Origin of the sequence: Litoribacter ruber (assembly GCF_018449405.1) — a bacterium.
Lineage (GTDB): Bacteria > Bacteroidota > Bacteroidia > Cytophagales > Cyclobacteriaceae > Litoribacter > Litoribacter ruber.
Genome location: NZ_JAHCMY010000014.1, coordinates 40,245 through 65,650 on the forward strand (window position 1 = coordinate 40,245; position 25,406 = coordinate 65,650).

At 44.6% G+C, this 25,406-nt stretch carries 23 protein-coding genes; 14 read left to right on the top strand and 9 right to left on the bottom strand.

The features are described 5' to 3' along the window. Nucleotides 1–69: 69 nt before the first annotated feature. A complete protein-coding gene (locus tag KI659_RS16195) occupies nucleotides 70–1,407 on the top strand; it encodes a saccharopine dehydrogenase C-terminal domain-containing protein (RefSeq protein ID WP_213946419.1) in 1,338 nt (445 codons plus the stop codon). Here KI659_RS16195 and KI659_RS16200 read toward each other — a convergent pair. The 6 genes from KI659_RS16200 to aroQ are packed head-to-tail and all read right to left on the bottom strand — an operon-like array spanning nucleotide 1,404 to nucleotide 5,708. Next, nucleotides 1,404–2,369, bottom strand: a complete 966-nt coding sequence (locus tag KI659_RS16200; RefSeq protein ID WP_213946420.1) for a bestrophin family protein — start codon at nucleotides 2,367–2,369, stop codon at nucleotides 1,404–1,406. The two genes, KI659_RS16195 and KI659_RS16200, sit on opposite strands and share 4 nt — an antisense overlap. A 37-nt stretch (nucleotides 2,370–2,406) precedes the next feature. Beyond that, nucleotides 2,407–3,120 carry a tRNA1(Val) (adenine(37)-N6)-methyltransferase gene (locus tag KI659_RS16205; protein ID WP_213946421.1) on the bottom strand — a complete coding sequence of 238 codons (714 nt, stop codon included), beginning with the start codon at nucleotides 3,118–3,120 and terminating at the stop codon, nucleotides 2,407–2,409. After that, nucleotides 3,117–3,569 (bottom strand): ribonuclease HI, encoded by a 453-nt coding sequence (gene rnhA, locus KI659_RS16210; protein ID WP_213946422.1) that lies wholly within the window; start codon nucleotides 3,567–3,569, stop codon nucleotides 3,117–3,119. The genes KI659_RS16205 and rnhA overlap by 4 nt, the downstream gene beginning before the upstream one ends. An 11-nt stretch (nucleotides 3,570–3,580) precedes the next feature. Further along, nucleotides 3,581–4,162: a MarC family protein gene (locus KI659_RS16215; protein WP_213946423.1), complete on the bottom strand. Its 582-nt coding sequence runs from the start codon at nucleotides 4,160–4,162 to the stop codon at nucleotides 3,581–3,583. Between the two features lie 57 nt (nucleotides 4,163–4,219). After that, entirely contained in the window at nucleotides 4,220–5,275 is a 1,056-nt protein-coding gene (locus tag KI659_RS16220; RefSeq protein WP_213946424.1) for an aminotransferase class V-fold PLP-dependent enzyme, read from the bottom strand. A 4-nt stretch (nucleotides 5,276–5,279) separates the two neighbouring features. Next, entirely contained in the window at nucleotides 5,280–5,708 is a 429-nt protein-coding gene (aroQ, locus tag KI659_RS16225) for a type II 3-dehydroquinate dehydratase (RefSeq protein ID WP_213946425.1), read from the bottom strand. Between the two features lie 620 nt (nucleotides 5,709–6,328). On the opposite strand from aroQ, the gene xerD reads away from it, so the two are divergent. From xerD to KI659_RS16290, 13 genes are all read left to right on the top strand, one after another. Then, the gene (gene xerD, locus KI659_RS16230) at nucleotides 6,329–7,237 is read left to right on the top strand and encodes a site-specific tyrosine recombinase XerD (protein WP_213946426.1); all 909 of its coding nucleotides are present in this window, start codon (nucleotides 6,329–6,331) and stop codon (nucleotides 7,235–7,237) included. Nucleotides 7,238–7,733: 496 nt separating this feature from the next. Beyond that, complete coding sequence (locus tag KI659_RS16235) at nucleotides 7,734–8,774, top strand: quinone-dependent dihydroorotate dehydrogenase (RefSeq protein WP_213946427.1); 1,041 nt, start codon at nucleotides 7,734–7,736, stop codon at nucleotides 8,772–8,774. A 46-nt stretch (nucleotides 8,775–8,820) separates the two neighbouring features. After that, entirely contained in the window at nucleotides 8,821–11,298 is a 2,478-nt protein-coding gene (locus tag KI659_RS16240) for a DNA translocase FtsK (RefSeq protein ID WP_213946428.1), read from the top strand. Nucleotides 11,299–11,314: 16 nt separating this feature from the next. Further along, nucleotides 11,315–11,968: a LolA family protein gene (locus tag KI659_RS16245; protein ID WP_213946429.1), complete on the top strand. Its 654-nt coding sequence runs from the start codon at nucleotides 11,315–11,317 to the stop codon at nucleotides 11,966–11,968. Nucleotides 11,969–12,435: 467 nt separating this feature from the next. Then, entirely contained in the window at nucleotides 12,436–13,005 is a 570-nt protein-coding gene (locus KI659_RS16250) for a hypothetical protein (protein WP_213946430.1), read from the top strand. Between the two features lie 185 nt (nucleotides 13,006–13,190). Next, nucleotides 13,191–13,433, top strand: a complete 243-nt coding sequence (locus tag KI659_RS18790; RefSeq protein WP_394370094.1) for a DUF4160 domain-containing protein — start codon at nucleotides 13,191–13,193, stop codon at nucleotides 13,431–13,433. After that, entirely contained in the window at nucleotides 13,430–13,720 is a 291-nt protein-coding gene (locus KI659_RS16260) for a DUF2442 domain-containing protein (RefSeq protein WP_213946431.1), read from the top strand. The genes KI659_RS18790 and KI659_RS16260 overlap by 4 nt, the downstream gene beginning before the upstream one ends. 116 nt (nucleotides 13,721–13,836) lie before the next feature. After that, a complete protein-coding gene (gene pyrF / locus KI659_RS16265) occupies nucleotides 13,837–14,655 on the top strand; it encodes an orotidine-5'-phosphate decarboxylase (RefSeq protein WP_213946442.1) in 819 nt (272 codons plus the stop codon). Nucleotides 14,656–14,741: 86 nt separating this feature from the next. Continuing rightward, the gene (locus KI659_RS16270) at nucleotides 14,742–16,046 is read left to right on the top strand and encodes a DUF2851 family protein (RefSeq protein ID WP_213946432.1); all 1,305 of its coding nucleotides are present in this window, start codon (nucleotides 14,742–14,744) and stop codon (nucleotides 16,044–16,046) included. Between the two features lie 73 nt (nucleotides 16,047–16,119). Beyond that, nucleotides 16,120–16,761: an acetyltransferase gene (locus KI659_RS16275; RefSeq protein WP_213946433.1), complete on the top strand. Its 642-nt coding sequence runs from the start codon at nucleotides 16,120–16,122 to the stop codon at nucleotides 16,759–16,761. 181 nt (nucleotides 16,762–16,942) lie between these two features. Beyond that, nucleotides 16,943–17,923, top strand: a complete 981-nt coding sequence (gene trhO, locus KI659_RS16280; protein ID WP_213946434.1) for an oxygen-dependent tRNA uridine(34) hydroxylase TrhO — start codon at nucleotides 16,943–16,945, stop codon at nucleotides 17,921–17,923. Then, nucleotides 17,916–18,776 carry a nucleoside phosphorylase gene (locus KI659_RS16285; protein ID WP_213946435.1) on the top strand — a complete coding sequence of 287 codons (861 nt, stop codon included), beginning with the start codon at nucleotides 17,916–17,918 and terminating at the stop codon, nucleotides 18,774–18,776. Before trhO ends, KI659_RS16285 begins: the two co-directional genes overlap by 8 nt. Nucleotides 18,777–19,020: 244 nt before the next feature. Continuing rightward, nucleotides 19,021–21,456: a TonB-dependent receptor domain-containing protein gene (locus KI659_RS16290; RefSeq protein ID WP_213946436.1), complete on the top strand. Its 2,436-nt coding sequence runs from the start codon at nucleotides 19,021–19,023 to the stop codon at nucleotides 21,454–21,456. A 21-nt stretch (nucleotides 21,457–21,477) separates the two neighbouring features. Here the strand turns inward: KI659_RS16290 and KI659_RS16295 are convergent, their stop codons facing one another. From KI659_RS16295 to KI659_RS16305, 3 genes are all read right to left on the bottom strand, one after another. Next, on the bottom strand, nucleotides 21,478–22,473 hold the full coding sequence (locus tag KI659_RS16295) for a flavin-containing monooxygenase (RefSeq protein WP_213946437.1): 996 nt from the start codon (nucleotides 22,471–22,473) through the stop codon (nucleotides 21,478–21,480). Nucleotides 22,474–22,476: 3 nt separating this feature from the next. After that, nucleotides 22,477–24,375 carry an ABC-F family ATP-binding cassette domain-containing protein gene (locus tag KI659_RS16300; protein WP_213946438.1) on the bottom strand — a complete coding sequence of 633 codons (1,899 nt, stop codon included), beginning with the start codon at nucleotides 24,373–24,375 and terminating at the stop codon, nucleotides 22,477–22,479. 84 nt (nucleotides 24,376–24,459) lie between these two features. Continuing rightward, nucleotides 24,460–24,774, bottom strand: coding sequence for a hypothetical protein (locus KI659_RS16305; protein WP_213946439.1), 315 nt, complete (start codon nucleotides 24,772–24,774; stop codon nucleotides 24,460–24,462). Nucleotides 24,775–25,406: the final 632 nt, after the last annotated feature.

The window sequence follows — 25,406 nt, forward strand, 5'->3', positions numbered from 1 at the left end:
TTTCGTGATTTATTTTTTCCTGTACAAATTATTGGCCATCTTCAAGCTGATCCTTTTAACCAAACTATTATGCAAACCATCCTCATAATCGGGGCCGGAAAATCTGCTACGGTTCTGATTGATTATTTAATAGAGAAAGCAAATTTAAAAAACCGCAAAATCATCTTAGCCGATACTTCTTTGGAACTAGCCGAGAAGAAAACCAAGGGGCAGCCCAATGCCGAGGCGGCCATACTTGACATCCACGACCAGCCAGCACGGGAGGCGCTGGTACGACGGGCAGATTTGGTGATCTCCATGTTGCCCGCCTTTTTACACCCGGTGGTGGCAAGGGACTGCCTGAAATTTGGCAAGCATTTCTTCACCGCATCCTATGAATCCGATGATCTCCGGGCCATGGCAGAGGAGATCGAAAATAAAAACTTGCTCTTTTTGAATGAATGCGGCCTTGACCCGGGAATTGACCACATGTCGGCCATGAAGATTATTGACGAAGAGAAGAAAAAGGGGCATGAGATTACGATGTTTAAAAGCTTTACCGGCGGGCTATTGGCCCCAGAAAGTGAAGACAACCCCTGGAAATATAAATTCACCTGGAACCCCAGAAATGTGGTATTGGCTGGGCAAGGGGTGTCCAGATTTATCCGTAACGGCAAGCTGAAGTTTATCCCCTACCACATGCTGTTCCGAAGGACTGAGCCGATCCATTTTGATGAGGTTGGGGAATTTGATGGCTACCCTAACCGGGACTCCCTAAGTTACAGGAAAACTTATGGCCTTGAAAACATTCCTACCATCCTGCGGGGAACGTTGAGAAGGGCAGGTTTCTGCAAAAGCTGGGACGTGTTTGTACAGCTGGGCTTAACGGATGATAGTTTCCAGATGGACCTTCCCGATAATTTCACCAAAAGGATGTTTTTCAACAGCTTTCTCCCCAATCATGAAAGCCGAATGGAGGAGGACAAACTGCATGAACTCCTGCCATGGATTGACGATGAGGTGATCGATAAGATTAAGTGGCTGGGCATGTTTTCCGATGAGCCCCTGCCTATCTTCAAGGGAAGTCCGGCCAAAATTCTACAGACGCTTTTGGAGGAAAAATGGGCTTTGAAAGCTGATGACAAAGACATGATCGTGATGCAGCATCAATTTGAAGTCAAAACTGCCGAAGGGGTGGAAAAGATCACCTCCAGTCTGGTGATCAAAGGCCAAAACCAGGATTACACGGCTATGGCCAAGACTGTAGGCCTGCCTTTAGCTATCGCAGTGGATCTATTCATGGATGGAAAACTTGACATTAAGGGCCTACAACTGCCCATTAAACCGGAAATCTATCTTCCAATCCTTGGGGAACTCGAAAAGCATGGCATTGTCTTCAACGAAAAGTCTGAGGCCATACCTGCCTAAAATACGATCCCATTTTGAGGTTTTACTTTTGGAGGGAAGTTGTTTTGACTTTCCTCCAATTGCTCCCTCAGGTTGATTTCAATCGCCACACTCAAACTCGACATTGGCGTGTCTTCAAGCCTGTTTTCAAACGGATCCTCAGTTCTCTCCCCTATCAGATCAAGGGCCAAGAATACGAAGGAAACCGCCAACGCCACCGGAATGGTTTTCCAGCCTAGTTCGCTGATAAAGACCATCGGAAGCAAGGTACAGTGAATGAAAACAAAAACTCTGGAGAAAAAGGTGTACTGTCTTGGTAATGGCGTGTTTTTAATCCTTTCGCTCATCCCCTGGATATCATTGAAGTCCACCAGGGTTTCTTCCATTTTCACAAAACGGTAATCACTGATCCAGCCTTTTTGGAATGCCCATTTGAGGTCCTCCCCTTGTCTTTGAAGCAGAAAATTGGGTGGGTTATCTTTCTTGACAAACTCGGCATATTCTTCAGGTTCCAAAAAAGGCTTTGCGTCCAAATAAGTGTTCTCATCCTCAAAAAGCTCCCGCTGTCGGGGCTCATTATAAAGATGTCTCTTTCTTAAAAACACTCTCAATGCGTTTACAAAAGCGAGGTGCCGATAGACAAGTTTTTGATGGAAAGCAGCCATCTCGGCATACTCGGCGTTATCCTGTGGGATGATCATGGTAATTACCTGCCTTGCCCAGGCACGGCTATAATTGACCATTAGCCCCCAAATTTTCCTGGCCTCCCACCATCTGTCGTAAGCGTGATCATTTTTAAAACCCAAAAAGATGGCTAGAGCAGTCCCCAGGGCGGCGATGGTGTAAGAGGGGATGTTGAAAAACACGATCTCATACACATCGTGCAGGATCACTATAAGCGTGGAAAGGGTGGTATAATACAACAGCTGCCTCCAAGTATAATGAAGGATCAGTCCGGGTTTCAGGTTTCTGCTTACGATCATATTGGCTAAAAAAAGTATTTATTACCTCTAATATACCTCAAAATATCAAAAGAAAGTCCTTCAGCAGGGAGGCATATTCCTGCGAGTACTCATTGTCGGCATTTTTTATAGTGAGGGTGCCTTCATTAATCTTGCCAATTTCCCCTAGGCCAAAAGAACGTATAACCCTGAGGGCCTGGCTACCGGGCTTATCATAAACCCAGGTAGAGGAAACTGGGCTGAATCCCAGTTGAACTGCAAGACTATTCAGCTCCTCCATCTGCCTTTCCGGAAGGATCAAAAAAAATCTACCCTGCTGGGAAAGATGGGCTTTCACACCGTCCAATAGCTCCCCAAAAGAAAGGCTATTGGTATGAAGGGCCAAGTTGCGATTCTTTTTGGAACTCTGCAGGTGGTTTTCAAAATAGGGAGGATTGCTGACAATGAGGTCAAACTTCTCCTTAGGGCGAAAAGATTGGAAGGGCTGGTGAAAAACCTGAAGCCTATCCGACCATGGGCAGTTTTGGAAATTGCCTCTGCTCTGCTCAAAAGCGCCATCCTCGATTTCAACCCCAGTGATTAAAGTGCTTGGGTACCGCTGGGCAAGCATCAGGGAGATCACCCCGCTGCCCGTCCCCACTTCTAAGGTTCTTTCAGGTTGGTCAAAAGAAGCAAGTGCCCCAAGCAAAACAGCATCCGTATTCACTTTCAGCGCACACCTGTCCTGCTCTACGGTGAATTGTTTAAACCGGAAGGGCCTGGCTACTTTCATGACAGGGCTTCATAGCCTTCATCTGGCGGCAGATTCCGCCCCATGGAGGCCTCCACGGCAAGTTGGTCGCACACTTCATTTTCCTTGTTGCCCGCATGGCCTTTTACCCAGACAAACTTTGGCTTGAAGCGCAGATGTAGTGGGATATAACGCTTCCACAAGTCCACGTTTTTCTTGTCTTTGAAGCCTTTTTTCTGCCATGACCAGATCCAGCCCTTTTCGACCGCATCTACCACGTATTTACTATCCGAATAGATGGTCACCGGGATGCCCTGCACCTTTAGCTCCTCCAACCCCTTGATCACTGCCAGCAGCTCCATGCGGTTGTTGGTAGTCCGCCGAAAGCCCTCAGAAAGTTCTTTGCGGTGGTCTTTGTACATCAAAACTGTCCCGTACCCTCCCGGCCCGGGATTCCCCTTGGCCGCTCCATCGGTGTAAATTACGATCATGTTATATTTCTTTAGAAGGAAACTCCTTCAAATAAATTGCTCTTGAAAATCTTAATGGCAATGGATAGCAAAATAATGCCAAAAACTCTTCTCAACACATCCAACCCGGTTTTTCCGAGTTTTCTTTCCAGCCAGTTGGTGCTTTTCAGGACGATGTAGACAATGATCAGGTTGATCACGATTCCCACCCCGATATTGAGCTGGGTATATTCCGACTTGAGCGTCAAAATAGTGGTAAGTGTCCCCGCACCAGCAATCAGGGGAAAGGCGATGGGCACAATCGATGCGCTGTTGGTAGCCTCAGGATCTGGCTTGAAGATTTCTATCCCAAGGATCATCTCGGCACCCAGGGCAAAAATGATCAGGGCCCCGGCAATGGCAAAGTCATCCACCCCAATTCCAAAGAGGTTCAGAATTGATTTCCCCACCAGGAGAAACAAAACCATCAGGACCCCTGCAGCAATGGTGGCTTTTTCTGACTGGATATGCCCGACCTTCTGTCTAAGATTTATGATGATGGGAATTGAACCCAAGATGTCGATCACTGAAAACAGGATCAGCGTCACCGAAAGAATTTCTTTAAAATCGAGCATAATTTAAATTTTGCGCGAAATTAACTTTTTTAATTCTGATATTTCCAACAAGGCAAATTAAAATTCTTTTAAGAAACCCTTAAGTTTTTCAAACTGCTCATCATCGATAGCAGGGAAGTTGGCGATTCGGAAGCTGATATTCTTTAGGCTTCCGTAGCCACTCCCCATGACCAGCCCCTGCTTTTCGGCAGCAGCCTTGATTTCTGAGATCATGGACTCGGTCCCGGAAATGCCCAGGACGGTTCTGCTCCGCTGTTCCGGAAACTTGTTCAGGTACCTAAACTTATCCTTGGAGGCCACGATGTTTTCCAGTTCCTGCATCCGGCCGCGCAGCTTCCTGTCGGTAAATTGGATTTCTTCACGGTCCTGCAGGCTTCTTTGGAGCAGGTAAATGGCAAGCACATTTGGGGTGTAATGGGTCTGATACTGTCTGGCATTCTCGAGCATGAAATTCAAGCTATTGTACCGCCCGATTTCCCCGATCTGCTCGGCTTTTTGTACGGCCTTGGGGGAAAGGATCAGCACCCCCAAGCCTGCAGGAAGGCCAAAACATTTCTGAACGGAGGCAAACCAGATATCCGCCAAGCTGAAATCCAACTCGATCCCGCCCATGCTGCTGGTGGCGTCCACTGCCAGCAATTTATTTGCAGCCTTTTCCCTAATTTCCGTCAGGGTTTCCATATTCACTTCGGAGGCATTGCTGGTCTCATTCTGCGTCAGACAGACAATGTCCGTGTCCAGAGGTATATCCACCTTAAAAGGCTCGATGCCCTGCTCTGGATCAAATTTGATCCCTTCGGTGGATTTATGGATATGCTTTGCATAATCAAACCATTTCTTGCCAAAAGCTCCCGAATACAAATGAAAGGTGCCCTTGATGGTCAAGGACTGGGAGATGATTTCCCAGTTTTCTGTGGCGCTAGAGGTAAAAAGCAGCTGATAATCATCGGGCATGTGCAGTTTTTCTTTGAACAGCTGTATCACTTCCTGATACATGTTCATAAAGGTCCGGCTGCGGTGGTTGGCGCTCAGGATGTCCTTAACAAAGGCCTCCTGAAAATATTTTGGCAGCTGGGGGAAAACCTGTGAAGGTCCTGGGGAAAAAGAAATCATCGGTTTATTTTTTTAGATCCTGAAAATATTGAAGGCCCAAACGGTAGCCTTGAAGCCCCAGTCCAGAAATCATGCCTGCGCACTCCTGGCTGATGATGCTTTTGTGGCGGAAGGTTTCCCTTTTATAAATGTTACTGATGTGAATTTCCAGCACGGGCACGCTTATCCCCGCAATGGCATCGGATATGGCCACAGATGTATGCGTATAACCACCAGCATTGAGCAAAACACCATCAAAATCACGGCCTGCCTCATGGATTTTATTGATGAGCTCCCCTTCAATGTTACTTTGCAAATAGTGAAGCTCCATATTTGCAAAATCAGCCTGGAGGGTTTCGAAAAACTCCTCGAAAGTCTGGCTTCCATAAATATGCGGTTCACGTGTCCCCAAAAGATTGAGGTTTGGCCCGTTGATGATCAGGATTTTGAGCATAATGCGCTAGGTCGGTTTGAAAGAAAAGTGAAAAGATTGAAACTAGGAACGTTCCATAGGTTAAATTTAGGGATTGGAAAGGAGATTAAAAAATGGAGGGAGACCGAAGAGCTCTTCGCGGAAAGAAAGGGACACAGAGTTTCGCAGAGTTTTTAAAAGGAGTTACACGGAGTTTTTCTCTCCGCGGAGGTAAATGGCCTCAAAGTGCACAAAACTTGCCTGATGGCAGTCAGGGTTTTCACGAAGTTTCACAACTTGTCCCGAGTAGCGAAGCGGATCGGGAAAGGCCACTTCGCGGAGAAAAAAGTTACATGTAAAATTAGGACGTGACATGCGTGTATTAGAGGAGGCAATTAGCCACTACGGACACAAAGTTTAAAAGAAGGAACACAAAGGCTTCTTCGCGGATAGCAAGGGGACGCCCGCGACGGCGGCCAGGCAGAGTTGCACGCGGCAAAATTGATTAAGGAAAAAGGGGCTGACTGAAATCAAGAGTGACAGCATGCTCCCGTGAACCATGGACTATGGTCTGTGGACCGTGAACAATATATTATGGACCATGGACTATGGTCTGTGGACTGTGGTCTGTGGACTATGGACTATCAACTATTAACTACACCATGAACTGGGAAAAAGCAATAAAGCAATTTGAATATTATCTCAAGATCGAGAAGTCATTGAGCAAGAATTCTGTCTTGGCGTATAAGCAGGATATGTTCAAGCTGAAATCTTTTGCGGAAAATTTTTACCCGGATCTCACCCCCCTCACCTTGACGTACAGGCATCTGCAGGATTTTACGATCGAGCTTGGAAAGATGGGCATTTCGGCTTTTACGCAGGCCAGGATCATAAGCGGGATCAAGGCATTTTATAAGTTTTTGATGTATGAGGACCTCATCACCGAAGATCCAGCCCAACTCCTGGAGGCACCCAAATTGGGCCGAAAACTGCCTGAGACGCTCAGTTATGAGGAAATCACCCAAATGCTGGAATGCATACAGCTTGGCGAAAAGGAAGGCCACCGCAACCGGGCCATGATCGAAACCCTGTATGCCAGCGGGCTGCGGGTGTCGGAGCTCACCGACCTGAAGCTGGGCAACATTTATAAAGACATTGGCTTTCTCCGCGTTATCGGAAAAGGCAACAAAGAGCGGCTGGTCCCCATTGGGAAAGAGGCTTTGAAATACTTGGAACTATATTTGAAGCACAGCAGAAAGGAAGTCACACCTGCCAAGGGACATGAGGAGTTTGTATTTTTGAACAATCGGGGGAAGAAGCTTTCCAGAGTGATGGTATTTTTGATTATTAAGAAGCTTGCAGAAGCAGCCGGGATCCGCAAAAGCGTGAGTCCGCACACCTTTAGGCATTCTTTTGCCACCCATCTTATAGAAGGTGGCGCTGATCTGAGAGCCGTGCAGGATATGCTGGGTCATGAAAGCATCACCACCACGGAAATCTACACCCATCTGGACAGGGATTATTTGAGGCAGGTATTGACGGAATTCCACCCGAGAGGAAAAACTTTTTAACCAAACAACCATACCGTACCCATGAGCAATAAGCGTAAATTCCAGCCATTACTTTACATTTTGGGCTTTGTCATCCTTGCCCTATTGGCCTTCTTTTTATATATCATGATTTCTCAACCGGAGATTTAGGGGAAGAGGTGGAAGCCTGCCATCCCTTTGGGGAGGTAAACCTAACTCGGCAGAGGCAGGACCGGAGCAAAAACAAGGGTCACCAAGGACACAAAGGATAAAAGAAGTTACACAAAGTTTCTTTCCCGCCAAGAAGGGAGACCGGAGACGAAAGAAAAAAAGCACAAAGGTTCCGAGGCAGAGAGAGAGGGGGTGGAGAAAATGAAAACTGCGATCTTTGCGATTCCTTGGCGGTCTTTGCGAGAAACTTTTAAAAAAGGACCGAAGACGGGAGAAGGATATTGGTGGGGTTGAATGATGGAAGTCTTTTAAATTTGGCCTAACTTGCAAGGCGAAATTTTGAGTCAGAGATAAACCCGTTTGCATTGTGTACAAATCCCTTATTAAGCCCATTTTATTCAGAAAACAGCCCGAAGCAGCCCACCATTTCACGTTTTCATTGACCAAGAGGGTTTTCAACCTTCCGGTAATCAAGCAGGTGGTCAAAAGCCAGTATTCTTTGGAGGACAAGCTTTTGGAAAGGGAGGTTTTTGGACTGAAGTTCAAAAACCCTATCGGCTTGGCTGCCGGGTTTGACAAGGACGCCAAATTGATTGATGAAATGGCCATGCTGGGTTTTGGCTTTATCGAGATTGGAACCCTGACGCCTAAACCGCAGGAGGGCAACCCTCAGCCCAGGCTTTTCCGCCTGCCTCAAGACGAAGCCCTCATCAACCGCATGGGTTTTAACAACGGAGGTGTAGACGAGGCAATTCTAAGACTTAAAAAACGCAAATCAGACGTAATCATCGGCGGCAACATCGGAAAAAACAAGGTGACTCCAAACGAGGATGCTGACAAGGATTACCTGTACTGCCTAGAGGCATTGCATCCTTACGTGGACTACTTTGTGGTGAATGTAAGCTCGCCAAACACCCCCAATTTGCGTGACCTGCAGGAAAAAGAGCCGTTGAAAAAACTGCTACTCACCGTAAAGGCCGCCAACGACAAGAAACCTCACCCTAAACCAATTCTGCTGAAAATTGCCCCTGATCTCACGGATGGGCAGCTTGACGACATCGTTGATATTGTCAAAGAAACAAAGATTGACGGTGTGATAGCCACCAACACCACCATCGACCGATCCGCACTGACAACCTCCAAAAACGAAGTGGAATCCATAGGGGCAGGTGGAGTCAGTGGCAAGGTTTTGAAAAACAGAAGTACAGAAGTGATCCGCTATTTGGTAGAAAAGTCAGGGAAGGCTTTCCCTATCATCGGGGTGGGTGGCATATTTACCGCCCAGGATGCCATTGAGAAGTTGGAGGCTGGCGCATCGTTGGTGCAGGTCTATTCAGGCATGATATACGAGGGGCCGGGCATCGTGAAGGAAATTAAAAAAGGGTTGCTCCGTTATTACAAAGGCTGAGATTTTTTATATTTCAGTTCTATTTATCAAAAAACCAACTGGTTAAATGGCTACGAATACCTATAAGACTAATACTTTTAAGAAAAAGGACAGCAATAAGTCCGCTTCGAAGAAGAAGACCAAGTTCAATTTTTCACTTAAGTTTATTAAGGACCAAAAACTGGCGCTATCCCTTGGGGTGGTGTTCATGATGGTGGCGTTGTTTCTGTTGTTTGCCTTTTTGGCCTATATTTTCAGCGGGCAGGCCGACCAGAGCGTGGTGCTTTCTGAGGACATGGCATCTAGGGAAAATGCCGCCGAGGCCAGAAACTGGCTGGGCTTCACAGGCGCGATGGTGTCCCATTACATGATATTCAGGTGGTTTGGCTTGGCTGCATTTCTGTTGCCCCCCTACCTGTTTCTTTTGGGCTTTAAGCTTTCTTTCAAGAAATCCCTGATGAGCCTTTCGAGCTACAGCACATTTGCCCTGTTTTTCATCTTTTGGCTGGGTCTTCTGATGGGTTATGTGGTCCATTTGGCCGATAATTATTCCTATTTGGGTTTCTTGAGCGGAGGGTTCGGTTATGAGCTGGCCAAGTTTGCCGATGATTTTCTGGGCTGGGGCACCTTTATCCTGATTTTCGGATCGCTGCTGATCTTTGTGATCTTTTACTTTAATATCACCGCATTCAATGCCTCTTCTGCTGAAGGCGAGGAGGTAATTCCAGCCAAAGAACCAGCTCCTATTAAGTCATTGTCGAGAGAGGAAGAGGTAATTGAGGATGAAGAGGAAGTGATGGATAAGCTGATCAAGGAAAGTCTGGAAGAAGAGAATGACGCTATCGATGATGGGAGCAGCTGGACGGTAAAGGACGAAAACAAGCCCAAGCCAACCAAGCCTACTTCCGAGCCCGCCTTCAATATTGAGGACACCTTGGGAGCAGTAGAGGACGAGCCAGTCGAAGAAAAGGAGGAAGAGAAGAAATTCAGCATTGAAAAACCCGTAGAGGAAAAAACTGAGGAAGAGGTTCAAAACCTGGATCCCTATGATCCGACCCTGGACCTGCCTCGTTATCAATACCCAACCCTGGACCTGCTCAATGAATATGATTTGCAGAAGGTGACGGTAACCCGTCAGGAGCTTGAGGAAAACAAAAACAAGATCGTAGAGACGCTGGTCAACTTTAAGATCGGAATTCAGGAGATCAAGGCCACCATTGGCCCAACTGTTACCTTGTATGAAATCGTGCCGGACAAGGGCGTTAAAATATCCAAAATCAAGAACTTGGAAGATGACATTGCGTTGAGTTTAGCAGCACTGGGTATCAGGATCATTGCCCCTATTCCGGGCAAGGGCACCATTGGTATCGAGGTTCCCAATAAGAACAGGGAGCTCGTGCCGGCACGTGCGGTTCTAGGTACCGAGAAGTTCATGAAAAGCGACAAGGAGCTGCCTGTAGCATTGGGCAAAACCATTTCCAACGAAGTGTTTGTCATGGACTTGGCCAAAATGCCCCACTTGCTGATGGCAGGAGCCACAGGACAAGGTAAGTCTGTCGGGCTAAATATGATCTTGGCTTCTTTGGTCTACAAAAAGCACCCTTCCCAGTTGAAGTTTGTGCTGGTGGATCCCAAGAAGGTGGAATTGACGCTATTCAATAAAATAGAAAGGCATTTCCTGGCCAAGCTACCGGATGCGGAAGAGGCTATTATTACAGATACAAAGAAAGTAATCTACACGCTGAACTCTCTTTGTATCGAAATGGACAACCGCTATGATCTGCTAAAAGATGCAGGTTGCAGAAACTTGAAAGAATACAACGGGAAGTTTGTAGCAAGAAAGCTGAATCCTGATAAGGGCCATCGCTACATGCCTTATATTGTCTTGGTGATCGATGAGTTGGCAGACTTGATGATGACGGCGGGCAAGGAAGTAGAAGCTCCAATAGCCCGACTTGCGCAACTTGCCAGGGCCATTGGTATCCACTTGGTGGTTGCCACCCAGAGGCCATCGGTAAACGTGATCACGGGTATTATCAAGGCCAATTTCCCGGCGAGACTATCTTTCAGGGTGACCTCCAAGATTGACAGTAGGACCATCTTGGATGCTGGCGGGGCAGAACAGTTGATTGGTATGGGTGACATGCTGCTTTCGGTTGGATCTGAAGTGACCAGAATCCAGTGTGCCTTCCTTGATACTCCGGAAGTAGACGCTGTCTGCGACTGGATCGGGGAGCAAAACGGGTATAGCGATGCTTATCTCCTTCCTGAGTTTGTAGGAGAAGATGGAGAAAGCAGTGTTGGAGATGTGGATTTGGCAGACCGTGATCCGATGTTTGATGACGCGGCTAGATTGATCGTGCTTCACCAGCAGGGAAGTACCTCCCTGATCCAAAGGAAGCTTAAATTAGGCTATAACAGAGCCGGCAGAATAGTAGATCAACTTGAAGCAGCGGGTATAGTGGGGCCATTTGAAGGCAGTAAAGCGAGAGAAGTACTGATTCACGACGAACAAAGTTTGGAACAGTTGTTGAACAGTTTATAAATAAAAAATATTATCCATGCGAAAGTTTAATTTCTTAACATTTGTTTTATTTGCCGGGATTTTCTTTGGGGCTTTTGCCCAAAAGGACCAACAAGCCAAAAATTTGTTGGATGCGGTGAGTAAGCGCTATCAAAACATGAATGGCATGGAGGGTAAATTTGAATATACTTTCACCCATGATCAGGATGATATAGATCAAACCAATTCAGGCAAGGTTTCCTTGAAGGGCAACATGTACCGCCTAACGCTCCCCAATCAGGAGATTTGGAACGACGGAAAAACCTCTTGGACTTTGATCAAGTCGGATGGCTTCCAAGAAGTGACCATAAGCGAGGTGGATGGAGACATCGATGAATTGACCCCTTCCAATGTTTATAACCTTTACAAAAAAGGATATAATTACAAATTGAAAGATGAGAAAAAACTGAATGGCAAGAGTGTGCAGGAGGTTGAACTGACGGCTGAAAACAAGAATAACCAGTTTCAGAGAATTATTCTTTATATAGATAAGGGCAACAACAACATCCAAGGCTGGAAAATGTGGGACAACTCTGGTGGGGTTTTGGATTACCAGTTTAAGGACCTAAAAACAGATGCCAATCTTCCGGACAGTCACTTTGTGTTCCACAAAGGAGAGCATCCGGGAGTGGAGATTATAGACTTGCGGTGAAGACCGGAGACGGAATAAGTAAAAAAATTGGCCACAAAGGACTCAAAGTTTAAAAGAAGTAGCACAAAGCTTCATCGCGGAAAGAAGGGGACACTGAATTTTATTAGGGTTTCACAGAGTTTAGCACAGCCTGTCCCGAGCAGCAAAGCGAATCGGGAGAGTTTCACGGAGTTTTCTTCATCGCGGAGAAAAATTGAATAGCTTTTAAAAGAGATTTTATCATCACTAGAAATGACAAGCCCCCCGAAAGAGAGGGCTTTTTTTTATTTAAAACAGGTTTNTCTTCATCGCGGAGAAAAATTGAATAGCTTTTAAAAGAGATTTTATCATCACTAGAAATGACAAGCCCCCCGAAAGAGAGGGCTTTTTTTTATTTAAAACAGGTTTAAACACCCAGCAATTCTAGTTCACAAGGAAAAAATTATTAGTTTAGACAAATCAATCTGTTTAACTAATCTCATTTTCTTATGAAACTAAAATTTTTATTCATTCTTGTAGGTATTTCATTTTCCCTTCATACAAAATCTTATTCCCAAACCCTCCTCTCTCCAGTCGCTAAAATTGAAGTGGGAGTCCATGGTTTGGGTATTGGTTATGAGCTTCCTCTGAACAATGCTTGGGTGAGTGAATTCAATCTGCACGCTGGGGGCGGCTTCAATCTTAACACCTCCAATGAGGTTTCTTTTCATTATAGAGAATTCCCGTCCATTCATCTGGCTACAGGAATCAGGAGGTATTATAACCTGAATAGGGCTAGGAATTTTTCTGCAAACAATGCCGGAAATTTCTTTGGGGCCCAATTAAAATACGTGAGCAGCGGTTTAATTCAGCGGTCGGGAGATTTTGACATTGCCCCCTCCCACCCTGCCATAAACGATGTGGTAATAGCGGAAATTCACTGGGGCATCCAGCGAAATTTATCTGAAAGGCTATTTTATACTGTCAAGATTGGAGTAGGCTATTTAAATGATTTCCACGCTGGCTCAGGCACCATTTTGCCTACTGGAGGGGCGAAGCTGGCCTATAGAATATGGTAACTCGTAAAAGCCTTGCCTAAGGTAAAGGAGACTCAAACCTGTCAAGTATCACAGACTTGCACCCTGATTTCCAACCCAATACTGGTATTTTTTTTGTAAATTGATACATTAATAAAATTCAGGATGCCAAAAATTTTTGAATACTTAGGGATTTTGCTTTTTTCTACTCCAATGAGCATGAGCCAATTCATGTCCATGCTAAAAAAGGAGGATATGAGAGTAAAGCAGAGTTCTATATATTGAATGGGGAAATTAAAGAGATAAAAATTACAAATATTAAAGGAGTCAAACCGCTCAAGGGAAAAGATTTGAAAGATTTCAAAATTTTCTTGGAAAAATACTCCTATGAAATAGTTGATAAATGGGTTAGCTATTTCGTATATCATAAGGAAATTGAATTTGAGAAAATAACAAAGCGTATATCATGAAGATCTCTGTTGATTATATAAATGAAGTACAAAGCCAAGAGCAATTGAAAATCTCTTCAGCCAAATATTTAGCAGATTATGTGATTAGATTAAAGTTTAATAACGGGGCTGAAAAACTAGTTGACTTTAAGGCGTTTTTGTGTAAATCAACCCATCCATCCATAAAGAAATATTTAAATGAAAAAGAATTCTCAGCCTTTGATATCGTAGACGGCAATCTCAATTGGAACGATCATGATCTTATTTTTCCAATTTGGGACCTTTACAATGAAAAAATAGATGGTTGATTAACCATCAAACACTTTTTACTAGGAGGTAGTAGCAATCTTCCTCCGCAGGATTTGGCCAGGCAAAACTGGAGAGTATGGCAAATTTTTCTAATTTTGCCTCAAACCCCAGCATCATGAACAAGGCCGACCTTATTGCACAGATCAAACAAAAATCCTCTTTCCTTTGTGTAGGACTAGATACGGATTTGGAGAAAATCCCAGCACATCTTTTAGAACTAGAAGACCCTATTTTTGAATTCAACAAGGCTATAATAGATGCCACGGCTGAGTTTGCGGTTGCCTACAAGCCAAACATCGCATTCTATGAGGCCTTGGGGCCAAAGGGGTGGGCAAGCCTGAAAAAAACCCTTGATTATATCCCAAAGGAAATATTCACGATTGCTGATGCAAAAAGGGGAGACATCGGAAACACCTCCAAACTTTACGCAAAAGCATTTTTTGAGCAAATGGACTTTGACTCCATCACCGTGGCTCCCTATATGGGGAGGGACAGCGTGGAGCCTTTTCTGGAATTTGAGGACAAGTGGGTAATCTTATTGGCTTTGACATCCAATGTAGGCAGCCAGGATTTTCAATTGCTAACTGACAAGAACGAGACGCCACTGTTTAAAAATGTGCTGAGAACAAGCCAAAACTGGGGCAATGAGGACAACCTCATGTACGTAGTGGGCGCAACGCGCGGCGAAAAGATCGGGGAAGTGAGAAAAGAAGTGCCAGACCATTTTTTCCTGGTTCCAGGTGTAGGAGCGCAAGGCGGAAGTCTTGAGGAAGTGGCAGAATATGGCATGACGAAGGACTGCGGGCTATTGGTAAACAGTTCAAGGGGAATAATATATGCCTCCAACGGAAAAGATTTTGCCGAAAAGGCACAGAAGGCGGCTCGATCCCTTCAAAAAGAGATGGCGGCTTTGATAGAAAAATATATGGGATAAGCCCTTCCATTCTTTATTTTTTAAACTTATCTTTATAAAGGTTTCAATACCAGATTTTTAGACCAAACCTTTATACTTTTTCTTATATGGTTTTTCAAGAAAACTTCCTCCAATTGGTATGGAAATACCAATACTTTGACAAAAATGACCTAAGAAGCACTTTGGGCATTCCTTTATCCATCAAAAAGATAGGGTTTCACAACTTCCATGAAGGCCCGGATTTTCTTGAGGCTCAGGTCGACATCGGAAAGCTAACCTATTATGGCCATATTGAAATCCACTTAAAGTCCTCAGACTGGCTGGCCCACGAACATCAAACAGATGGGCGCTACGAAAGCGTGATACTCCACGTGGTCTATGAACACGACAAGGAAATAAAACACCCCGATGGCACCCCTATCCCCACATTGGAGCTAAAAGGAAAGATCTTTCTGGACGTTTTGAGAAATTATGAAAGGCTGATCTCCGGGCAGCAAAATATCCTTTGTAGCGAAACGCTGGGGGAGGTTTCTGACATCCTGAAATTTAGCATGCTGGAAAAGGCCCTGGTAGAGAGATTTCTGGAAAAAAGCCTTACGGTAAAAAAACTTCTGGAGGAAAATATGGGCGACTGGGAAGAAACCACCTATCAATGGCTGTTTCATTGTTTTGGGTTTAAAACCAACAGCCAGGCCATGCTTCTTTTGGCCAAAAGCCTACCTTATAAACTGATCAAGAAACACGCTAACCACCCTGGGATTGTGGAAGCATTGCTATTGGGGCAGGCTGGACTTTTGGAAAACAATCAGCCCGATGATTATACTTTGTTTCTTAGAAGGGAATTTGAATTTCACCAGAAAAAATACCAGCTCCCCCAATCCCTCTTCCATACCGATTGGAAAGTTATGGGAGTTCGGCCGGGCAATTTTCCCAGCGTAAGAATCGTGCAGCTCGCCCACATCTTATGCAAAAGCCCCAACCTACTTTCCACGATCCTCACGGCTGCCAACACCATGGAGTCTATGAAAGGGATTTTTCTAAAGGAGGTGCCCATGTACTGGACCCACCACTATGCACCTTCCAAGACCACCCAGCGTAAGCTCGGCAAAGTCCTCAGTGCCCAAACCTTGCATCTATTGGCCATCAATTTTGTGGTGCCGCTTTGGTTTGCCTATGGGCAATACATAGACGATCAGACGTGGCAGGACAAGTGTTTTGATTTTTTGCAGGCCCTGCAGGCTGAGGATAATTTTATCATTAAGAGATTTAGGGACATCAACTGGGCAGCCAGCACGGCATTTGACACCCAAGGGATGATTGGGCTGCACAACAACTACTGCATCCAAAAGAAATGCCTGGACTGCAAAATTGGCCAAAACGTTCTTCGCCCAAACATGAAACAGTTGACCTAGGACATGCATTACCATAAGGTTTTTTGGTTGTACAGGCATTTTGCCGTAATTTTGTGGCCAAATAAAAGACATTATGGAAAAACCAGTAATTATATTCGGAGCCAAGGGCATAGCCAGGCCAGCATTGGAGATTTTCAACAGCAATGAAGTGGTCGTGTACGGTTTCTTGGATGAGGATGAGAAATTACATGGTACTGAAATCAACGTGATTCCTGTACTGGGAAATCCTGAAGATGACGGGTTCCTGAAATTGATCGGGCAGAAGTGTGAGGCATTTGTAGCTATTGATGACACCAAGTACAGGAAGTTTTTGGTAAAAATGCTAAACGAGCGACGCAAAACACAACCTGTCAACGCCATTCATAAATCTGCCTACATTTCCACGGATGCCGAAATCGGCCATGGTAACTTTATCAATGCAAAAGTGAACATAGGCACAGCCGCCAAAATAGGTTCGCATGGCATATTCCATACCGGAGCTACCATCGACCATCAAGCAGAAATCGGTGACTTTGTGCAGGTGGGCGCATCAGCAGTGATTAATTCGGGAGCTAAAATCGGTGAAGGAGCGTTCATTGGTTCTGGTGCCGTTATTATTTCAGGGATTACCGTAGGAAAAAACGCACGTATCGGCGCCGGATCCATAGTGATAGCGGATGTGGAAGAAGAAGACACAGTCTTTGGAAACCCTGCCGCCAGTATTTCGAAAAAGTAAACACGGAAGTAGGTAACCACAGAGTCTCAGAGTACACAGAGAAAAAATCTCTCTGTACTCGGTCTCCGGTCCTGCCTCTTCGGAGTCAGGTTTACCTCCCCAAAGGGATGGCAGGCTCCGGTCTTCAGTCTCAAAAACATCAACAATAAAAACACCCTGCTGGAATCAGGGCCAATGTTTTATGGAAAATCAAGATTATCAAATCCTTTTGTACTACTGCTATGCCCATATAGCAGACCCTGAAGCTTATAGGGAAGAGCACCACCTTTTCTGTGTGGAAAACAACATCCGGGGCAGAATCATCATCTCATCGGAAGGCCTCAACGGAACGGTTTCAGGTTTGAAGGAGGACTGCTCAAAATATATGGAGTATGTCACTTCGGACCCTCGCTTTGCCAAAACCGAGTTTAAGATTGATTCGCATGACAAACATGCCTTCAACAAGATCCACGTGAGAGCCAAGGAGGAAATCGTTCACTCCAGCCTTCGCCACATCAACCCGAATGAGCGGACCGGCAAGCACTTGGAGCCAAAAGAATTCAAGGAGCTGAAAGACCAGGATGACGTGGTAATTCTGGATGTGAGATCAAATTACGAGCATAAGCTTGGCAAGTTCAAAAATGCCATCACCTTGGATATTGACAATTTCAGGGATTTTCCTGAAAAGGTAAAGGAGCTTGAGCACCTCAAAGGCAAAAAAGTCCTTACATACTGTACTGGCGGAATCAAATGTGAAAAAGCCAGCGCCTATCTATTGGAGCAGGGCTTTGAAGACGTATACCAACTTCATGGAGGGATCATCAAATACGGCATGGAGGCCGATGGAGAAGATTTCGAAGGAAAATGCTACGTGTTTGATAACAGGTTAGCCGTGGATGTGAACAAGGTAAATCCAACCGTGCTTTCCACCTGTTATGTCTGCGAAACCAAGTCCGACAGAATGGTAAACTGTGCTAATCCAACCTGCAATATCCACGTACCTATCTGCGAGGAGTGCGGCTGGAAAATGGAGGGAGCCTGCTCTGAAGAGTGTAAGGAGAACCCAGAAAAAAGGCCTTACAACGGTACTGGTTACTATCAGAAAAACACCAACGGCTACAACCCATATAAAGGTTTATACAGAAAGCCCGATAAAGACAAAATAAGATCTCTACATGACTAATCCCATACCAGCATCGGAACTGATTATCAATCCGGACGGAAGCATCTACCATCTTCACCTCAAACCGGAAGACATCGCCCATGACATCATCACAGTGGGAGACCCGGATAGAGTTGAGGCCATTACGCAGCATTTCGACCATGTGGAGTTGAAGGTAAGCAAGCGTGAATTTGTCACCCATACGGGTACCTACAAGGGGAAACGTCTGACGGTGATGAGTACTGGCATGGGGACCGACAATATTGAAATCTTCATGACAGAGCTAGATGCGCTGGTTAATGTTGACCTTAAAACTAGGCTGCCCAAGGAAGAACACACATCGCTGAATATTGTACGGGTGGGGACTTCAGGAAGTATGCAGCAGGACATTCCCGCAGGTGCTCTGCTTGCCTCTGCTTATGGGGTAGGTTTAGACACCCTAATGACCTTTTACACCGCTGAGCAAAGCAATGAGGAAGTAGCCGTTGGGGAAGGCTTACAGAAAGCATTAGACATTCCCTTTGCACCCTATTGTTTTGAGGGCTCCAAGACACTGTTGACAAAGCTGGGCACTGGCCTGGTGATTGGCAATACGGCCACATGTCCGGGCTTTTTTGGCCCACAGGGCAGGCAAGTGAGACTCAAGCCAGCCATACCGGATATAATCGAACGCTTGTCAGGTTTCAAATTGGGAGACTTTCAGCTGACCAACTTTGAAATGGAGACGGCTGGCTATTATGCATTGGGAAGAATGCTGGGGCACGAGACGCTAAGCCTTAACGCCATAGTCGCAAATCGGGTAGCACATCAATTTGTAGATAATCCTGCTGAGGTGGTCGACAGACTCATTAAGCACACATTGGATAATATTTAATTCAAGGGGAGGCCAAAAGCTTCCCTTTTTTTATGCACGGATTTGACCCATTCTAAAACTTTTTATACAATTCAAAGTTTTTATTTTAATCTAACCTACCTAGCCACAGGCTCTTAAATTTAGAATTACTATTTATTTACAATGTTCCGTTTATCAATTTATAACTCCATTAAGATAAAGGAGTCGTAATTTCGGAATATTATTTTGTAAATTTGAAAACCAACTATTATCAAAATTACACCATATGAAACCATTTATAGGATTAATCCTAGCTTTTTTTATTTGCACGTTCTCTATTGAAGTTTACGGTCAATCCATCACTTTAAAGGGCCGTGTTCTAGATAGGGAATCCGGGGAGGGTTTGGAGTTTGCCAACATAGCTTTGCTTTCCCCATCAGACTCGAGTCTGGTAGGCGGCGGCATGACTGACTTGGATGGCCGCTTTGAATTCACATCCGAACCTGGTGAATATATTGTCAGAGCGGGTTTTATTGGATACAGACAAGAATACAAAAATGTAAACCTAGGCGATAAGCCAGAAGTTAATCTGGGGAATTTCCGCTTGCAATCTGACACAGAGGCCCTGGATGAAGTAGTAGTCGAGGGCGTTCAGTCCATGTTTGAAAGCGATATTGATAAAAGAAGCTATAATGTGGAAAACAGCATCGTCGCCGAAGGCGCTACGGCTTCTGAGTTGCTGGGGACACTTCCGTCCATTCAAATGGATGAGGAGGGTGGAATTTCCATGCGAGGTAGTGGTGATATACTAATATACATCAACGGCCGTCCATCCAACCTTTCTGGGGATGATGCCGAATCTATCCTTGCACAGTTCCCAGCCAGTAGCATTAAAAGTGTGGAACTGATCACCAATCCATCTTCCAGATATGACGCCGCGGGGGTCGGCGGTATCATCAACATTATCCTGAAAAAAGACGAAAGAAGAGGCTTAAACGGACAGGCACAAGTGGCTGTAGGGACAAGAGACAAGTACCAAGCTGGATTCAATCTCAATTATGGCTTGGAAAAGATCAACTTTTTCGGTTCTTATAACTTTCAGGACAGAAGGCTTTTCACGGAATCTGAAGCTTTCAGATCGGCCAATATACCTAATGCCTCTCCATTCTTGGATCAGGACGGCTATAGGGTCAATAGGGATGTCAATCACTTCACAAGGGCGGGATTTGACTATACGCCCAATGAAAACTCCACATTTGGCTTTTATGCCCAAGGTAATTTCAGAGACAGAACTGCAGACAACATTCTCAACCAAAGAAGCCTTAACAGCGTCAGACAGCTTGACAGCTTGTTCGTAAGATCTGAAGATGATTCGAGAACGAGTTTTAATGTGGAGACAGGTGTGAACTATAGCTATGAATTTGACACCTTGGGACAGCAGATTTTCACCTCCCTTTCCTACAGTAGAGATGAGCGGGACCAATTGGAGCTATATGATCAGCTATTCTTCAACTCCTTCAATGAGGAAGTACCCGAAAATTTCCTTTCACAAAGAAATGTCAGGCCGCAGGTTAGTGATCTGTATGTATTTCAATTGGATTACATAAAGCCGTGGGAAAACGGGGGAAAACTGGAAACGGGGTTAAAAGGAACGTTTGGGTTCTGGGACAGGGGACAGGACTTCTTCCAGACAGACCAATCCACAGATTTCCGTGAGGTCCAAAACGACACCATCAGTGACAATTTCAACTTTAGAGAAAATGTATATGCCGCATATTTAAACTACGGCCATACTATTGGAAAATTGAACTACCAAGCAGGTTTGAGAGGGGAGTATACCGAGACTACAGGTGTGCACGCCAACTCTAACCAAACGATAGTCAACAATTATTTCAACCTATTCCCAAGTCTCTTCCTAACCTATGACCTGCCCGGAAACGAGGAAGATTTAAGACTTAATTATAGTAGAAGAATTTCAAGACCTGGAATATGGGGTTTGGCCCCCATGTATAGAGTGGGAGATTTGCTTAATTTGAGTATTGGTAATCCATTCTTACAACCTGAATTTACTGATAGTTATGAGTTTGGATATCAAAAGGGATGGGGAAGCTACCTATTCACGGGTACCACATATCACAGAAGGTCCACAAATGTGCAAACTAGAGTGATCAACCTTCAGGATAACAACGTGGCTGTACAAACCAGGGAAAACGCCGCCAGCAGAGTAAATACAGGTTTGGAGCTGATCAACCAATTTGAGTTTACCAATTGGTGGGATATGATGCTCTCTGCTGACTTATTCTACTCGGAAATCTTTGGTGACAATATCGAAGAAGGGTTTAATAATAGTAACTTCAGCTGGACCTTAAACATGCTATCAAATATTAACATTAGAAATGTTGCCAACTTCCAGATTCAGGGTAATTATCGTGGGCCTATAGTACTTCCTCAAGGGGAAATAGAACCCATGTATGGTGTCAACATAGGCGCCAAGAGAAATATCATGCAGAATCGGGCGACCATAGCAGTCAACGTAAGTGATATTTTTAATACCAGAATCTTCAGAATAACGACCGAAGATGCTCGATTTGATCAGAGAAGAGTATTTAACCGTGAGACCAGAATTGGTACGGTAACATTTACTTACCGATTTGGTGGGTTTAGAGACAGAAATGGACGTGACCCTGACAGAGATCGGGACGAGGAAGATGATGACTTTTAAGCAATGAAGGGTAGCCAATGGCTACCCTTTTATTTTTTGAAGCAGATTCTGAACATCTTTCTCTTGAAACTTAGCAATAAAAGGAAAACGCTCCCTTTGGTAAGGCACCCCTAAGAAGTGCATTTTGGGAATATTGCTCTGTCCATCCTGGGACCTTATCTTGTCAACATTGGTATCGAAACCCTCAATTTGGATCATCCTGAAATCAGGGCTATACCCATCTGAATAGATGACAAAATCAAAGGTATCAGAAGTGCCATTTGAAAATTTCACCTCATTCCCCGTTACAGCTTCAATCTCCGGCTTGATCTTAACCTTCTTCATTTTGGAGGCCAGCTTATCAAAATAGAATATCGGATTCTCTTTGCCATCGACCACATCCTTTTTATTGAGCTTGTTTCCCCACCAGAACCTGTTCTTGCCCAAAATCGACAAGGAGGCTTTACCTCTTTTACTTTTGGCCCAGGTAACATCAAAATACTTGGACAACTCAGCAGCTATTTGTGCGCCGCTATTGCCATTTGCTGAAACCAGCACCTTCTTGCCTTTGACAGAAACAGGATTTTTGTATTTCCTCACATGAAGAGCTGGAATCGCCAGATCGTGGACCCATTGTGGTTTCTTGGGATTTAGGGAATTCCCATTGGCCATGATAACCTGATCTGCGGTAAAAGTGCCATTGCTGGACACAACCTCAAACACCCCATCCTCAAACCTGATCTGGGACACAAAATGATTGGTATAGACAGGCAACTGAAAGTGGTCTACATAGCGGTCTAGATAATCTCCCATTTGGTCTTTTGTAGGCCTAGCTTCCGCCTCCAGTGCCATGGGAAGGCTTGGCAACGAAGCCATCGCTGAAGGTGTAAAAAGCTGCATGGAATCAAACCTGGACCTCCAAGCATCTCCCACTTGCAGGTTTCTTTCCAACACCACTATGTTTGCCTTATCCTTTAAAAAATAGGCTGCCATAATCCCATAATGGCCTGCCCCTACTATAATTATATCTTTATGCATATGTTAATCTGATATCCCATCAAGTTCGCTCAATTCAAGCCAACGCAACTCTAACTCCTCCAATTTATCATCAATTAGCTGAATACGGTTAGACCACTCCATTAATTGCTCATGGTCATCAGTCCCCACCGAAATCTGGTGAACCAGCCCGCTCTTCTCTACATTAAGGTCATCTATTTGCTTTTCGATTTCAGCAAACTCCTTTTTCTCCTTAAAAGAGGCCTTCCCTTTAGATTCTTTTGGAGCTTCTACTACTGCAGTTTGCACTTGCTTAGGGGACTTTTCCGACTCCTTTTCAGCTTTCTTTTCCGTTTTTTCCCATTCCCTAAAGTCTGTATAGTTCCCAGGAAAATCCTTAATCTTACCCTCTCCTTCAAATACAAAGAGGTGTTCAACTAACCTGTCCATAAAATAACGGTCGTGTGAGACTATTATTAAACAGCCCGGGAAATCATCCAGAAATTCCTCTAAGGTATTCAGGGTCATGATGTCCAAATCATTGGTGGGCTCATCCAGAATAAGGAAGTTCGGGTTTTTGATCAGCACCATTAAAAGCTGCAGCCTACGCCTTTCACCACCGCTCAATTTACCTACAGGTGTATGTTGCTGCTTTGGAGGGAAACCAAACCTGGTCAGAAATTGTGATATGGTAATCGTCTGGCCACCTGCAATGGTCACGACCTCTGCCACGTCTTTTACAATATCAAACAGCTTTTTGCTATCATCAAACGAGCCTTCTTCTTGCCTGTAATAACCAAATGCGGTGGTTTGCCCAATATCAACTTTTCCAGAGTCCGGATCCAATTGAGCGGTGATCATATTAAGGAAGGTTGTTTTTCCAGCTCCGTTAGGGCCAACAATACCTATTTTATCTCCCTTCTTGAAAGTATAAGAGAAATCGTCCAGTATCTTTTTCTTTCCAAAGGACTTGTTTAACCCTTCTATCTCAATGATCTTCTTGCCAAGACGCTGAGAAGTGACGGTAAGTTCGATTTCGCGCTCTTCCTTTTTGGAAAAGGCCTTTTCTTTTGTTTCTTCAAAAGCATCTACCCGATATTTGGCTTTTGTACCTCGTGCCTTAGGCTGGCGTCTGATCCAATCGAGTTCCTTTTTGTATAGACTCTTGGCCTTATCTATTTCTGTAGCTTCAATTATTTTTCTTTCAGCCTTCTTCTCCAAGAAATACCCATAATTACCGGAGTACCTGAAAATCTTTCCATCCTCAAGTTCGATGATTTCATTCGTTACCTTCTCCAAAAAATACCTATCGTGAGTTACCATGAACAGAGAAAGATTGGCTTTTGAAAGATAGTCTTCCAGCCATTCAATGGTTTCCAAATCCAAATGGTTGGTTGGCTCATCCAGAAGCAAGAGGTCAGGCTTCTCCAATATGGCCTTAGCAAGCGCCACACGCTTTCTTTGTCCACCAGAAAGGTTGGACACCGGCAATTCCGTATCATGTAAGCCAAGCTTGCCCAAAACCTCCTTGATCTGATATTCAAAATCCCAAGCTTGGAGGTTTTCCATCTGTTCCATAAGCTTATTGAGCCTATCGGAATTGTCTACACCTTCTTGGGCTTTGATTAGGGCCTCATTATACTCTTGGATAGTTTGTAGGGTAGCATTAGAACTCTCATCAAAGATAGTCTGATAAATGGACAGGCTACCTGTAAAAACAGGATTTTGGGGTACAATGGCAACCTTCACCTGCTGGTTGATGGCAACATTTCCGCCATCGGCTACTTCGGCGCCCATGATGATTTTCATGAGGGTGGATTTCCCTGCGCCGTTTATGCCGACCAAGGCGATTTTCTGCCCTTGATCAATTCCGAATGATATCTGATTAAATAAGACTTTATCTCCGTAAGACTTGGAGAGGTTTTCTACTGACAAGTAATTCATGTCCAAAATTAAACAAAATATAGCCGGTAATAAGAAAAGGTGGAAACTAATTAGCTCCCACCTTATTAAGTAAGTTTGTAAGTGTTATTTGGAAAACAGCGATTTCATGGCCGCACCCAAATGCCTAGCCGCAATTTCGAGGTGCTCCCCAGTCTTTTTAATATCCGGCTCGATCAATTTCTTCTTTTCGGCCAGAATTTTCTCAAAGTCATCACGCTTGGATTTGAATTCCTTCTCGAGATCTTCTTTCTTAAATTCCATTTCGGAAATCTTCTTTTCAATATCCTTTTTGGCTTCCCCGGTGGCCTTCGCTCCCTTTTCGACCAACTCTTCTATTTTTAGTCCTATTTCCTGGAGCAGCTTCTCTACTTCCTCAAAAGATTTCTTGTGCGTAGTCATACCTGTGGTTGATTTTACTTCAAGTTACAATTTAACAGCCTAATAAGCAAGAATAGCATACTAGGGGATAAGGTTTAGGAGGTTAATATCCATTGTTTAAGGTTTAAAGTTTAAGGCATACGATTGAAAGTGCTCTGCGAAGAGGACTTTGTTGTTTCTTGCTGACGTCCTAAATGATGAATGCTGAATGATGAATGATGAATAAATGAAATGGTCGCTGGGAAGAAACCTCCGTAAAACTCCCATTTGAAATCCGCGCAACACTCCCGATCCGCAAAAGGCTCCTCGGGACAAGTTCTGGCCCTCTTCAAACTCTATTCTTTTGCGATCCTTGCTGACGTCCTAAATAATGAATGATGAACGCTGAATGATGAATAATGAAATTGTCGCCGTAAAGAAGTCTCCGTGAAACTCCCTTTTGAACTCCGTGTCCCCATGAAAGCCTTAAACGCAAAAAAGTCTCTGGATTGTTCCAAAGGCTATGTGTAATAAAGGAAGGCGGCGACCTACTCTCCCGTCCGCCGCGGCGGACAGTACCATCGGCGCTGCAGGGCTTATCCGCCCCGGCGGATCGGGATGGGAAGAAGTGGAGCGGATAAACGCAAAAAAGCCTCCAGATCTCTCTGAAGGCT